Source organism: Rickettsiella endosymbiont of Miltochrista miniata (genome assembly GCF_964031245.1).
In the GTDB taxonomy this organism is placed as follows: Bacteria; Pseudomonadota; Gammaproteobacteria; order Diplorickettsiales; family Diplorickettsiaceae; genus Aquirickettsiella.
In genome coordinates this window covers 407,693-421,613 of record NZ_OZ035017.1, presented here as the reverse complement: position 1 = coordinate 421,613, position 13,921 = coordinate 407,693, and the positions used below count along the sequence as shown (strand labels likewise).

13 protein-coding genes are annotated in these 13,921 nt (G+C 33.7%); 7 read left to right on the top strand and 6 right to left on the bottom strand.

The window, feature by feature from the left end; translation table 11 throughout:
• The first annotated feature begins 318 nt into the window (after positions 1-318).
• The 3 genes from AAHH40_RS01895 to AAHH40_RS01885 all read left to right on the top strand — a co-directional run bounded on the left by AAHH40_RS01895 (position 319) and on the right by AAHH40_RS01885 (position 1,707).
• Positions 319-648: a type II toxin-antitoxin system RelE/ParE family toxin gene (locus AAHH40_RS01895; RefSeq protein WP_342220437.1), complete on the top strand. Its 330-nt coding sequence runs from the start codon at positions 319-321 to the stop codon at positions 646-648.
• 3 nt (positions 649-651) lie between these two features.
• Positions 652-969 carry an addiction module antidote protein gene (locus AAHH40_RS01890; protein WP_342220436.1) on the top strand — a complete coding sequence of 106 codons (318 nt, stop codon included), beginning with the start codon at positions 652-654 and terminating at the stop codon, positions 967-969.
• A gap of 114 nt (positions 970-1,083) precedes the next feature.
• Positions 1,084-1,707, top strand: coding sequence for an NUDIX hydrolase (locus AAHH40_RS01885; protein ID WP_342220435.1), 624 nt, complete (start codon positions 1,084-1,086; stop codon positions 1,705-1,707).
• A 155-nt stretch (positions 1,708-1,862) separates the two neighbouring features.
• Here the strand turns inward: AAHH40_RS01885 and nudC are convergent, their stop codons facing one another.
• Complete coding sequence (gene nudC, locus AAHH40_RS01880; RefSeq protein WP_342220434.1) at positions 1,863-2,633, bottom strand: NAD(+) diphosphatase; 771 nt, start codon at positions 2,631-2,633, stop codon at positions 1,863-1,865.
• A gap of 72 nt (positions 2,634-2,705) precedes the next feature.
• Here nudC and AAHH40_RS01875 point away from each other — a divergent pair, with 72 nt between their 5' ends.
• Positions 2,706-4,250, top strand: a complete 1,545-nt coding sequence (locus tag AAHH40_RS01875; RefSeq protein WP_342220433.1) for an MFS transporter — start codon at positions 2,706-2,708, stop codon at positions 4,248-4,250.
• Positions 4,251-4,255: 5 nt separating this feature from the next.
• On the opposite strand, the gene AAHH40_RS01870 is transcribed toward AAHH40_RS01875, so the two are convergent.
• Both AAHH40_RS01870 and AAHH40_RS01865 read right to left on the bottom strand, forming a co-directional pair.
• Complete coding sequence (locus tag AAHH40_RS01870; protein WP_342220432.1) at positions 4,256-5,683, bottom strand: DHA2 family efflux MFS transporter permease subunit; 1,428 nt, start codon at positions 5,681-5,683, stop codon at positions 4,256-4,258.
• Entirely contained in the window at positions 5,684-6,733 is a 1,050-nt protein-coding gene (locus AAHH40_RS01865) for a hypothetical protein (protein ID WP_342220431.1), read from the bottom strand.
• A gap of 190 nt (positions 6,734-6,923) precedes the next feature.
• Between AAHH40_RS01865 and AAHH40_RS01860 the strand changes: the two genes are divergently transcribed.
• Both AAHH40_RS01860 and AAHH40_RS01855 read left to right on the top strand, forming a co-directional pair.
• Positions 6,924-7,835 carry an aminoglycoside phosphotransferase family protein gene (locus AAHH40_RS01860; RefSeq protein ID WP_342220430.1) on the top strand — a complete coding sequence of 304 codons (912 nt, stop codon included), beginning with the start codon at positions 6,924-6,926 and terminating at the stop codon, positions 7,833-7,835.
• A gap of 56 nt (positions 7,836-7,891) precedes the next feature.
• Positions 7,892-8,455 carry a GNAT family N-acetyltransferase gene (locus AAHH40_RS01855; RefSeq protein ID WP_342220429.1) on the top strand — a complete coding sequence of 188 codons (564 nt, stop codon included), beginning with the start codon at positions 7,892-7,894 and terminating at the stop codon, positions 8,453-8,455.
• Positions 8,456-8,483: 28 nt separating this feature from the next.
• Here the strand turns inward: AAHH40_RS01855 and AAHH40_RS01850 are convergent, their stop codons facing one another.
• A complete protein-coding gene (locus tag AAHH40_RS01850) occupies positions 8,484-9,854 on the bottom strand; it encodes an amino acid permease (RefSeq protein WP_342220428.1) in 1,371 nt (456 codons plus the stop codon).
• A gap of 76 nt (positions 9,855-9,930) precedes the next feature.
• Here AAHH40_RS01850 and AAHH40_RS01845 point away from each other — a divergent pair, with 76 nt between their 5' ends.
• The gene (locus AAHH40_RS01845; protein WP_342220427.1) at positions 9,931-10,512 is read left to right on the top strand and encodes a GrpB family protein; all 582 of its coding nucleotides are present in this window, start codon (positions 9,931-9,933) and stop codon (positions 10,510-10,512) included.
• 169 nt (positions 10,513-10,681) lie between these two features.
• On the opposite strand, the gene AAHH40_RS01840 is transcribed toward AAHH40_RS01845, so the two are convergent.
• Both AAHH40_RS01840 and AAHH40_RS01835 read right to left on the bottom strand, forming a co-directional pair.
• Positions 10,682-12,103, bottom strand: coding sequence for a hypothetical protein (locus AAHH40_RS01840; protein ID WP_342220426.1), 1,422 nt, complete (start codon positions 12,101-12,103; stop codon positions 10,682-10,684).
• A 21-nt stretch (positions 12,104-12,124) separates the two neighbouring features.
• Positions 12,125-13,720 carry a hypothetical protein gene (locus tag AAHH40_RS01835; RefSeq protein WP_342220425.1) on the bottom strand — a complete coding sequence of 532 codons (1,596 nt, stop codon included), beginning with the start codon at positions 13,718-13,720 and terminating at the stop codon, positions 12,125-12,127.
• Between the last annotated feature and the right edge of the window lie 201 nt (positions 13,721-13,921).

Sequence of the window (13,921 nt, the reverse complement as noted above, 5' to 3'; positions counted from 1 at the left end):
AACTTTTTTAAATACCAACCTATTATTTCAGAGAGATTTTTAGCCCGTAAAATAAATATCTTTCCAATTTTAACTAGGATTGGTAAAAAATTGTCGGCATTACCTCACATTTATGCCAGAAAAAAGCGAGGTTATTTTGCTATAAAGTACCTAGCAATTTCGCTCACTGTTTCATTTTTGAGGCATTAATTATCAATGACTATCAAACGAGTAGACTGGAATATGATATATCTAAACTACATTTTTTATAATTGAAGCCACACTCATGTTCTGTTTTCGTAACTATTGCCAATAAGTCTCTTTAAGGATACAATAACAATGCAAATAGCTTTAAAAAAACAAATAGAAGTTTATGTTGAAAGCAATGGTCAAAGCCCGTTTATAAATTGGTTAGAAACCCTCGATCCACCCGTTAAGTTCCGTGTAAAAGAACGGTTAGATCGTGTTGCTTTAGGTAATTTGGGTGATTATAAACAAATTAATAAAGATATTTTCGAGCTAAGGTTAACATTCGGAGCTGGGTATAGAATATATTTTTATATGGAAGATAGTAAAATTATCCTTCTTCTATCAGGTGGTAATAAATCGACGCAAAAAAAAGATATAAATAAAGCGATGAGTTACTTAAATGATTACTTAACTGAGTAGCGTATGAAAAAAAAGATTGATTACCAAGAATATTTAATTGAGTCTCTCAAGAAGCCTGAAGAAGCCGCCGGTTATTTAAATGCTGCTTTGAGCGAAGGTGACATCAAAGTTTTTTTGTTAGCCTTGTCTAATGTTGTCAAGGCGCAAGGTGGCGTTAACACATTAGCAAATAAAGCGCACAAAAGCCGAACTAGCTTATATAAAACACTTTCTCCTAAAGGCAATCCTTACTTTAAAAATACTAGTGAAATTCTTTCCGCTATGGGAATGCATATTGTTATTGAACCTAAAAACATTTCCCATAATCATTTTTCAAAATAGAGAGATTAAAAGTCACGCACTAAACCATAATTAATTGAAAAAACAACATTATTAATGGTGGCGATCGTTACAATCGAAAGATTTTTTTATATAACCATAATAAGGATAATAACCATGAATCAGGAATATGACTGGTTACGGATAGCGGAACAGATTAAATCGATTTCACAGAACGGCTTAACATTTTGCAATAACCCTTATGATAAGGAACGATATCAGCAACTTCAAAACATTGCTGCAGACATCATAAGCAATCATTCAAATTTCTCACAAGAAAAAATTCTTGATATTTTTTCAAATGACCAAGGGTACCTAACTCCTAAACTGGATGTTAGAGCTGCAATTTTTAATAACGATAAAATTTTATTAGTTCGAGAAATTGCAGATGGATTATGGACACTGCCTGGGGGATGGGTTGATGTTAATGAATCTCCTGGTGAAGCTATTATAAGAGAAACGCTTGAGGAAACCGGTTATATAGTTAAAGTTTCAAAGTTAGCCGCCTTATGGGATAAACATAAACATGGTCATCCACCACAAATTCCTCATGCATACAAAGCGATGTTTATTTGCAATATCGTCGGAGGAATGGCTAAAACAAATCATGAAACAAGTGATATTGATTGGTATAGAATAGATTCCCTTCCCGATCTTTCCTTACATAGGGTAATACCAAACCAAATTTTGAGGTTGTATGAGCATTTTTTAAATCCTGATATTCACACAGATTTTGACTAAATAATTATCAGTAAAGTTAAATATTAGTATTAAAAAAATAAATATGGATTTTAATAGAAAAATCAAATAGTTATTTACAACTCAAGTCACTTGAGTTGAATCACAATTGTAAATTTTACCTACATTTTTTGATTAATTATTTATCAATAAAAATATCAGTATGCATTAATAAAACTATCAATTAATTTCGTTGCAATACTTACGGAAGTCTGCGGTCTACCGGGTAGATTATCATATTTGTACCAGCCCGCTTCTTCAATTTCATCAGGATTGATAGTAATATCTCCACTACAATAATCTGCCGTGAATGCTATCATTAACGAATCAGGAAAAGGCCATTGTTGTGACCCAAAATAGTTTAAGTTTTTAATTTTTATCCCAACCTCTTCTTTTACCTCCCGATGTACAGCTTCCTCGATACTTTCTCCTACATCAACAAATCCTGCAATCAAACCATAAACACCAGGTAAAAAATGTGGGCTTCTTGCCATAAGCAAATGATCTGCTTTTTTAATTAACACAATGATAGATGGGGATATACGTGGGAAGAAACTCAAGTGACAAAACATACATGAACGTTCAAATCCCGGACCTTTATGTACAATGCGGCCGCCACAACAGCTACAGAATTGGTGGTTTTTATCCCAACGAATGACGGAGTAAGCCTTAACTGCTATGCGATAAACACTATCATTTAATAATGATAATGCAGGACGTAACAATAAGCCCTTAAAGGCTTCTGGAATAACTATTCCTTGATCAATTTCGGCGCAGAAATAATCGAAGTTATTCAGCGCACCTAATTCAAAGCGCCTTAAAAAATGAGAAGCTAACGGTTTGATTTCTTCATCAAAAGGTAATTCATTATTTTTCCTCAACAAAAGTAATTCTTCGTTTTGGATAATAAACCCAATAGAATTTTTCATTATTTATTTTACCCCCTAAAGACGAGAATTTTAATTTCTACTTTAATTAACTATTTTATAGGTATTTACTCAATGAATGAAACCATAACACTTTCAAACCTTTCAAAATCAAATTTAAGGAAAAAATGGTTAATACTGTTCGGTACCGGGATGGCTGGAGTCACTATAGGGCTTGACTTAACGATAGTAAATTCATCGCTGCCAAATATTCAGCATAAGCTGAATGCTAGCTTAAACCAATTACAATGGATTATGGCAGGATTCGGCCTATGTTTCTGCGCATTCATAGTAGTGTTAGGCCGTTTTGGCGATATCTATGGAAGAAAGAAATTTTTAATTTTTAGTCTTATTCTTTTTAGCTTGGCATCTTTTGGCGCAGGCTCCGCTTCATCTGCAAATATATTAATTATAATGCGTATGCTACAGGGCTTATTTGGTGCGGCAATACTGCCTTGCGGAACTGCTTTAACAGCAAGTGCGTTCTCAAAAGAAGAGCAAGGTCGAGCCTTAGGTATTTATGGTAGCTTGGTTGGTATAGGAATTGGAATCGGCCCACTTTTAGGAGGAATTATTGATAGTACTTTAAATTGGCGCTGGATTTTTTATATTAATATTCCAATTATTTTCATAAGCTTATTGATTTGCATCCCTATACTCAGTGAATCAAAGCTTATAAAAAAATTTAAAGTTGATTGGAAAGGGGGTGTATTGCTAGCCTTAGTCTTAGGCTTACTGGTTTTTATTCTTAGTGAAGGCGAATTTTACGGATGGGTATCATGGATAATTATTAGTGCATTTACAATTGGTATAACAAGTTTTTTATTATTATATCGTCGCGAAAGGAAAGCTAACTTGCCAATTATACCATTGTACCTATTCCGCAATGCTGGTTTCCTATTAGCAACCTTAATTTATGTGGGATCGGTCGCATTCCATTGGCCAGTATTATTTCTAATGCCCATTTATCTCCACGATGTGGTGGGTTATGATCCCAAAATAGCAAGTCTAGTTTTGTCCAGTATGACATTAATGACAATTATTTCACCCATATTAGCCGGCTATTTTTACGATAAAAAAAGTAAATCTCTGGCTGTACATGTCATATTTGCGTTAAACATCATCAGCTTACTCATGTTTTTTGGTTTTAATAAAAATGGTCCGATATGGATTATACTTCCTTCTTTTATATTATTTGGATTAGCATGGGGTATTGGCAATGGAATTGCTACTCCAATTGCTCTATCCCAATTATCAAACTCTGAAGATGCAGGTGTAATTTCAGGTGCTATTACTACTATTCTAAATATATTTGCTGTTTTTTCATTGACAATCACATTAGCAGTTTTTCAAATTAGTAATAAATATTTTTTTATAAAAAAAGCCGGGAAGCTAATGAATATAAATACAGTAAAGTTACTTGATATTCACTCCCTGTCCGCAATAAGCAAGCAAATTAATAACTTATTTCCTATTCACGTTGTGAACAAGCTTATTTCGATTTATAAAGAATCGTTTTTACTTGGTATGAATAGTGCCTACTTCTTAATACTTATCGCAACACTAACTTGTTGGATAATTGCAGGCAAGTTGCTTAAATCGCTTTTCAATACATGGTAAATAACTTAATGCTTGTTACCCAGCCAAACTTTATTAGAACTTTCTCTACTTCTACTATTAAGTTTGGAACAAAATGTCATTCCAATAAGGGCGACGATAAAAATTAAAGTAAATGCATAATAAAATGGTGAAGAACCAACTTTGAGTGTAGTTTGATTTAAATGCAAATTATGTAAGTTAAACCCATATCCAATAAATAATGATGACAATGCTACACCTAAACTAATTGAAACTTGCCGTCCTACATTAAATAACGCGCTCACACGACTGACATCCTCTTTTTGAAACCCTATTACACTTATAGTTTGGATGGGAGTCCCACACAATCCACTAAAAATACCCCTTACAAAAAGCAGAATGCACCCAAATAAAGCCAAATCAACTGAATTTATGAGTAAAATGCAAATAGTGCACACCGCCACGCCCAAGCAGCCAATAGTAATGGGTAATTGCGGGCCATATGAGTTAAATAGTCTTACTGAATAACGGCTAGTACACATAGCCCCTAATGCTTGCATTTCCATAATGACACCGCTCATAAGAGCGGACATACCTATACCAATCTGAAAATACATTCCTATTAGAAAAATTGACCCAAAATGACAAATTTGAAAGGCTAATTGTATTAAATTTGCTTGCGCAAACAATTCGTTTTTAAAATATTTTATATCAAAAAGAGGATTTTTTATATTTTTCTCATACCGTAAAAAAGTATAAATAATGACTACTGATAGAAAAAATATTAATATGTTATTAAAATTAACCCCATATTTACCAAAGGAAGAAATAGAATAGAGTAATAAAGTCAGCGCGCATGAAGATAAAATAAAACCAATCCAATCTAAGCTATTAGGATTTACAATTTTTTGTTCTTTCAAAACATAAAAAGACATTATGACCGCAATAAAGCATATAGGAACAACAAAAATAAAAACCCATTGCCAATTTACAAAATGCACTATAGCTCCACCGAGAGCGGGCCCTAAAGCAGGAGCGATTAGTGTTGGTAAAAAAATAAAACTAGTAATGCTCGCATACTCTGAGTGATCAAAACCCCGATAAACCATGGTCATTCCTACGGGAATGATAATTCCTCCTCCAATTCCTTGAAAAAATCTAAACGCTATCATTGCATAAATATTTGGGGCATAGGCACACAATAATGAAGAGAGCGCAAACAAAATAGTAGCCAGTATAAAAACCTTTTTAATTCCAAATCTATCTCCCAACCAAGCACTTATAGGGATACTGATAGGTAGTGCTATTAAAAAACTATTGGTGATCCATTCAGTTTGAGTGATAGGTATATGAAAATATTCTGCCAAACTTGGCAAAATAATATTCACTATAGTGAGATCAAGTCTATCAAGGAATAAAACACAAGAATAAATTGCTGCAACAATATAACGATACTGAATTTTATTGATTAACATTTATTTATCTTTAAAAAATTTTTTTATAATTTTGCAATTATTACCATCTATTTTCGACTCTACTTCTTCTTGAACTGAAAAAAAACCCTTTGGCAAAGGAAACTTAGCAAATGGATTATGTATTAATAAAAAATCGTTTCTTGCTTCTCCCTTCCTACCTTCCCAATTAAAAAGCTGATAATTTTCAACATCAGGAAAAAAAGTACAGTCAGAATGTGATATTATTATTGCACTAATATAATTAAATTGTTTATTAAAAAAGTAATCGGTTTTTATTGTCGCGGCATTACTAGACTTAGTAAAACAGGATTGATAAATATAATGAGGCTCTTGCATACCTAGGCGGTTGTTTTTATCAGCGATAATTGAAACTTGAGGTATTTCTGAAATCGGGAATATACAACTCAATGCTGCCATTGCACAATCTACTGGACGCTCACTTAGAACAAATTTAGCCATTGAAATACATAAGATTAATCCACCCAGTCCATTTTGGCTAATATGTTTCTTATAACCTGAATTAAACTTTGTAATGCCTTTTAGCTTTATTGCTGAAGAAAGACTTTCTTTATAAGAAGCATTACTATCACTAAGTTTTTCTGAAACACTAATTTTAAAATTTAGACCATTAATATTTTTTATATTATAAAGTGGTTTTTTTGAGGGATTAACACATATATTTTCTACATAAAAAGGATTGTCATCAATTTTAAAGCAAAAATCAGTTTTACTTCCCTTCCCTGTTTGGACTATTAACTTGATCCCTTTGCTGTTATAGCGGTGTAAATATTTAAGTATAATCAGCTCCCAAATCCGGCTATAAAATGCTTCTGGAAATTCAGTAGAAAAGTTTTTATCCAGATAAACAGCGTTTTCGTCATATATCATTTGCCAATATTTTTTTGCTTCAAAAGCATAATTGACATTCTCATTTCTAAAATCCATGTATGTTTTTTTATCAAAACATTTAAAACAATATGGACTAATATGTTTTATAGTTGCATCAAGGCAATTATGACATTGTGTATTAACTGATAATTTTTTTTTCAAATAAATCTTTATTTTTATCTAACATAACTCTCTTCTAGATCAAGAAATTTACTAAAAATTTCAATTATATAGAAAAATGTCATCATAGTTAATACAAGCAATAAAGGTTCTAAACGAACAATATGGCACAATAAATAAAGAAAATATGATTGATGTTACTCTATTGAATTAATCTACAAGAAGTCCCTTCATGAGTCCAATTTATAAAATGAACTTACCAAAAGAACTGATTAAAAATCTCATCAATATTCACGGTGTACAAGGTAAAAAATGGTTAGATGCTTTACCCTCTTTTTTATCTTCTTATGAGAAAAAATGGCAATTTATATTAGAAGATTTTTTTAATAATGCCAGCTTTAATGTTGGTGCAGCGGTTACTTTAACTAATGGAAGCCCAGCTGTTTTAAAATGCAGCATTCCAAGTAAAGAATTTACTAATGAAATAGCCGCATTGCAGCATTTTAATGGGATAGGCGCCGTAAAAATACTTCGCTCAGATCATCATACCGGCATTATGTTATTGGAAAAGTTAACGCCTGGAACGTTCTTAGAAGAATCCTCTAATGAAATGCAAAATACGATCATTAGTGTGGATTTGATGAACAAGCTATATAAAACAATTCAAGCAGAAGAAATTTCTTTATTTCCTAGTTTAGCGAATTGGTTTCAAGGATTTGATCGTCTTTATCAGTACTTCCAAGGTGAAACAGGTCCTTTCCCCAAGGGGCTGATTGACCGAGCCCAAGCTATAAGCAAAGAATTATTAGCCTCTATGGGCCCGCTAGTCTTACTGCACGGAGATTTGCATTACGCTAATATATTATTGTCAGATAAACACGGTTGGTTAAGCATTGATCCTAAGGGCGTAATAGGCGAACGAGAATATGAAATTCCTTTTCCTCGTATTTCCGAAGCTGGAAACGTTAATAAAATTTCCATTAAACACCGACTCGACCAATTTATTGAAGTTTCTGGATTTGATAGGCAAAGAATCTTGGGTTGGGCTTTTTCTAAAGCAGCACTAGCCGCGTGGTGGTCATTTGAAGATAATGGAGAAGTTTGGCAACCCTTTCTCGATTGTGCAGAAATATTAAAAATTTGAAGAATAGACTTTATTTGTAATCTTACTCTGCTGAGTTAGACCCAATTAAAAAAGTTATGATTATCTTAAAAACAAAGCGTTTAATACTTAGAACTTGGAACGAACAAGATCTTGATCCCATGTCAGCAATTAATCAAGATCCTTTAGTCTGTGAATTTCTCCCTCAAGTTGGAAATCGAGCAGCGACAAAAACTTTAATTCAACTTTTTATTAATCATTATGAAAAATATGGTTTTACAGCGTACGCTGTGGAATTAAAATCAAATAGTAAATTTATTGGTTTTGTAGGGTTGTTGATTCCTTCATTTGAGGCGCATTTCACGCCTGCGGTTGAAATTGCCTGGCGATTAGATTCTCAACTCTGGGGGAAGGGTTATGCTACCGAGGCAGCAAAAGCCGTAGTCGATTTTGCTTTTACTACACTGAAGTTAGAAGAAGTTGTTTCATTTACCGCAGAAAATAATATACGATCGCGTCGGGTAATGGAAAAGATCGATATGCATCATTATCCCCATGACGATTTTGATCACCCAAAGCTACCAACAGACAGCCCTCTTTGTCGACATGTTTTATATCGACTAACCCCGATAGAAAATAAGCAGCAAGAAAATGACATATGATTTTAAAAATATTTTTTCACTGCTAACCTTAAAACTCCTCTATAACACTAAATTCAGTAGAGTTTATTGTTAAATTTACTGAATTTTTAGTTTTAGCATCTAGTTTTTTTACTGATTTAGACCACGTATAAAGTAAAGGACTAGCCGTTAGTAAGAGCATTAAATAATAAACAATTTCTTGGCCTGCGCTAAATATTGCCCATATCGTGTAGAGCGCACCCAAGGGAGCAATGGTTATATATAAACTACTGTTTTTAACCATTATTTTTGAGCGTTTTATGGTAATAATAGTAGCTAGGGCAGTGTATAAATAAGGTACAGCGGATAATATGGATGCTAACAAAATAGTAAAATTGAATTGATTAATAAGTCCTTTATTCGCAGTCATTAGTAATAATACAGAAATTAATGTTGACGTAAATATTTGACCCCAATGGTTACTATTAAAACGATTGATCTTGCCAAAAATAGCTGGGAATTGTCCTCTATCAGCGGCTGCTTTAGTAATTTGTCCCTGTAACAAAATCCATCCATTCAATGTTCCAAAGCAAGCAATGATGGCTCCAATGGCGACCAAGGACTTACCTAAAGGACCAAAGAGAATTTGTGCAGCATCAGCAAAAGGTGAGGTTGAATATTGTAATGTACTGGCTTTAATCATACCCATAATAGCAATTGAGCAAGATATATAAATGAAGATTGTTAGCAGTACGCCAACGATAGTTGCCAAAGGGATATTTCTTTTTGGATTTTCTACTTCACCAGCAGGGACTGTAGCTGACTCTAAACCGATAAATGCCCATAATGTTAATAGTGCCCCGCTTGAAATAACTGAGAAATTTGAGTGCTCGGTTAGATTTTTATAGTCTGTGAGATAAGAAGGATGGAAATAAAACCAGCCAAATAACCCAACAATTAATAGAGGCACTAGCTTTAAAATGGTAGTGATTAACTGTAAAACGCCAGCTTTGTGTGCGCCCAATAGGTTAAAGAAAGTAAGCCCCCATACTAAGGCAATAGCAGTAGTACAGCTATACAAAGAGGATTGCAGTATAGGAAAAAACACTTGAAGATAACCGACAAAGGCCACAGCAATAGCCGCATTGCCAATCCACAATGCTAACCAATAATTAAATGCAGTTTGGAACCCAATAAATTCCCCGAAAGCAGCGTATGCATAAGCAAAGGGCCCACCACTGTATGGTACTAAAATACTCATTTTAGCAAATAATAACGCCAAAATAAGTGCCCCAAATCCGGTTACTGCCCAAGACCATAAACTGATACTGCCTAATGCAGCCAGGCTAGAAGGTAATAAAAATACGCCTGAGCCAATCATATTGCCACAAACTAGGGCAATTAGCATAAATAAACCAAGCTTTTTGGGTTTGGATTTCATTGTATTTACCTTGTTGGTTTTAAATTTATCTTTGATTAGAATAGTACTAAACACAGAATTAAATAATAAGCGAAATATGATTGATCCTAACGAAAAAATTAAACTCGTCGAACTAACAAAATATAATCCCGAATGGGCAAATATATTTTCTGTTGCTGCAAATGAAATTAAATCAATTCTAAAAGAAAACTGTATCCAAATTCATCATATAGGTAGCACAGCCATACCCAATATTTATGCTAAGCCAATCGTTGATGTACTTCCTATTGTCAAAAACATTAGTTCAGTAGATTCATTAAATCATGAATTTGAAAAGCTAGGCTATGTTTGTATGGGAGAATACGGAATATCTGGACGTCGTTTTTATTGGAAATCTAAAACTAAAAGAACACTTAATATTCATTTATTTGAGGAAGGTGCGCCTGAACTCAAGCGCAATTTATTATTCAAAAACTTCATGCTTGAGCACGATGATTACGCCCAAGCCTATTCACTGGTAAAACAATCATTAGCACAAATATTTCCTCAAGATATTGAAAATTATGTTAGTGGAAAAAGCTCCTTCGTCCAGATGATCAATTATAAAACTGGATCGGCAAGATTTATGGACACCTACTTCTTTTGCTATCTCCGTTTGATTATGACCAGATTTCCATAAACCATAAATTTGACACCGCTTTCTGAAATCAAGTTGTTTATACTTCATCTAGCAACCTTTTTATTTTAATTAACAACTAAATTTTATATTAATTTAATTGTCTATTATTTGTACAAAAGTTGCACCTATTACTTGAATTCAGGAATCATTTCATTCTTAATCAAAGCAATTAAAATACGGGTGTGTAACGTTGTAAACGTCTGAAGCGCTGCTCATCCTTTTGTTGTATGTTATTTTCTTCCAGTATGAAGTCATTAGGTGGATTGTGAATCAGTTTTGAGCGGACTTGTGATTGAATACATTTATCCACGTTAGCTTTTGTCTCTTCTCGCTCTATACGAGTTTGCGCAAAATTAGTTTCTATTCCTTGTTCCAACTCGGGCATATTTCGATTAATTTCTTGCTCCATTTTTTGAACTTTTTGCCTTGTTGTCCGTTTTGGCAAATAATCCCATAATAACTGTAATTTTTTTTCCATCATCTCCTGAGATTCTTCAGCTAATTGTTGAAATTGTTGCAATAGTTCTGTCTGTATCTTTCCTAGCCTTTCATTTCCAAATGACTTATCGGGATGAAATAACACAATACTTTTTTTTAGCAAATGAACCAGCTCAGTTTGTAGAATTCTTGTCTGTCGAATCGCGTCTTTACAGCTCAATTTTCTCTTTCTCACCGCAACAATCAGCTTTACACCATTATTTAAATGCATATCGACTAATGTCTTTAATTTAGAGAAGCAAGATTCCAGTAAGTTTTTAATATTAAGAAATTGCTCAGGTGATTGCCCTTCCAATAGTGACTGTATCACCTGTTGTTTCATCCTCACCCAGTCTTTTATCGAGTGTATGGAATAGCTAATTTCTTTTCCGGCGAAAACATCAACCAATGTGCCACTGTTAATGGTTTCGTCATTATCCCTAGCTGGATTAAAAATATTTTCATGCCAAGTATACAAATAAGAAAATAAAATCATTCTAAGTCTTTCAGATTCCTTTTCTAATTGACTGTGTAGGCTATCTTTGTCTACTTCAGTGGATAATTGACTTAATTTTTTCTTCACCAACTTTGAGAAAAGCTGCCAATGTTTTCTAGCAAAAACACTTCGCAAATGACCTAAATTATTTTTTATCGTTAAGTTTCCAGCACGTTTTTCTATATAATTTTCAAACTGAATTCGACTTTTACGTAACCTATCCATAACTTCTTTTCCTACGTATTGTTCAAATACCAAGTCTATGGGTTCGCCATATCGATCTTTTTTACAAACTTTACGAAAAGACAAGCAACGGTGATAGTAAGACCATAGCTTGATCTTGCTATGAATGGAGGTAAATAAACTTAAGAGCCAACGTTTCCAGAAAGGCTGTTGCCAGTAGTCGATAATCTCTGCTTGTAACTCATTTGGAGATAAACCAAATAGTCGTATATTCTTCAGGCTACTTTTATCTCGCTGCCATAAAGGATTATCAACAGTGAGCGGCTGATCCACGCTAATAAAATCCACCCATCTTGGACCCCACCACCAAGATATTCTTTCAAAAGGTTTTTTAGCTAATCCATTTCCTATGTCTGCCAATAACCTATTTAGCATTCCCTGCAATCCTCCATTTTTTCAACGCCTAGGATAAAATCTCGTACTAGGACCTGGTTCATTTAATTGTGATTCTTCAGAGTCTGTATTCGCTGCCCCTTGTTCTGTCACTCTATCCTTTTCATCAAGAGGATTGGCTTGTTGCGCTACCAATTCTTTAATAGAATTCATAGCTTTCATTAATAAATCTATATGATCTGGTAAGCCATGATGTAGTTTTGATCCATGATCCCAACCCAAGTCTGCCTTCTTTGAAATAGCCATTATTTCATTCAGCATACTTTGTGCATTGGATATCGACTCGATAGTAACCCTTCCTTCTGCATCATGAAACAAAATAAGACACTTAAATAATCGCCAATAGATGTCTATAAACTCCTGATCTCTTTGTTTAGAAGGGCGCGATAATAGCGCCACTGTTTTAAGTAGATTAAGCAGCATCTCATAACCATCTAATAGGCCCCAGGCTCTTTGTCTTAAAATTTCAGCATAGGCTATAAGAGAACTTTCCATATTCTTCATTAGCTCTCTTGAGTCTGGATAATCCTGTAAGCTCTGCTTTATCTTATTTCCAAAGGTCTCATGATAAATAATATGATTGAGGATTATTAGTTTAAAATCTCTGTTTTTTTCAAAGATCTGAATTAAAAAGGGTTTTTCGTTACCTGGCTGTTCCAATAAATTAGCTCCTGCTTCTATCAAACATCCCACCGTAAAGGTGTCATTTCGTGCCAATGCATTTTCTAATAACCAATGACCTACCGTTCTTGTCCCCTCTTCTACTAATTGATTTAAATCATATTTAGCTAAAGGCCAACGTCCTTCGAAATATTGTTCTTGATCGAGATACAATAATTTTCTGGCATACTTTTTAACGATTGCACGTGATTCACGATCACTAGGCTCTTTTAATAGCACCTTTCTAATCCAATAGTTTTTATCTAATAACTGATTTAAAGCCAGAAATCCTCTCACAGTGATCTCCGTATTACCTAAATTCAAAACGTAAATTTGAGCGTACTGTAATGCAGCACAAAGATGTAAGAAATCCTCTTCTTGCTCTTCATGAGGTAACAATTCTAAAGTTAAACTATCAAACCTGGGTGGGTTGGTTAAAAATCTCATCCATGCCCATCGATGAAATTCGGCATTCGTTATAATCAAAGCATTCGTTATAGTTACCTTCGCTGGCTTATCTTCTTCCAACACTGCAAATCGTGCCAGAAATGCAAGTATAAAATACGAACTGAGTGGATAATAATTTTCATCTTGTACAATACTCACATTATCTAACGCAATAACACTCCATTTAGGTGAAAAGCTAAAGATTTCGTCCATGAATATGCGAACGGGCTTTATATCTGAAGAAAAGTTTTGAACCCCTAGGTCAAAAGCAACATTATCTAAATAAAATTTATAATCCAGTTTAGAGGAAGACCTAGATGGCTTATTTAAATTTAAATATTGGATAAAATAGGATAGCAACTCTATCGTTACTATTTCATTGGTTAATGTAAAATGACCTGTTTCTATAAAGCTGTCCAAAACGGTATCAAAGGACGAGTTTGGTCTATCTTGATGATTATAATGTGTGGTCTTAGTGGTAGCCTTGGGCATAGAACACTCCTTTTATTGTAGTTGTTTCCAATTTTTTTCTTATTTTTACAAGGATAATTTATATTTAAATTATTTAATAAATCGATCTTAAAAAATTAATAATTTTTTAAGAAAATAGGCTTCGCCCTGAATCTGTAGGTTATCTATTGTTACAGAAATATAGATTTTGCTGGGACTATCTACGCAGATAAAGTTTATCGG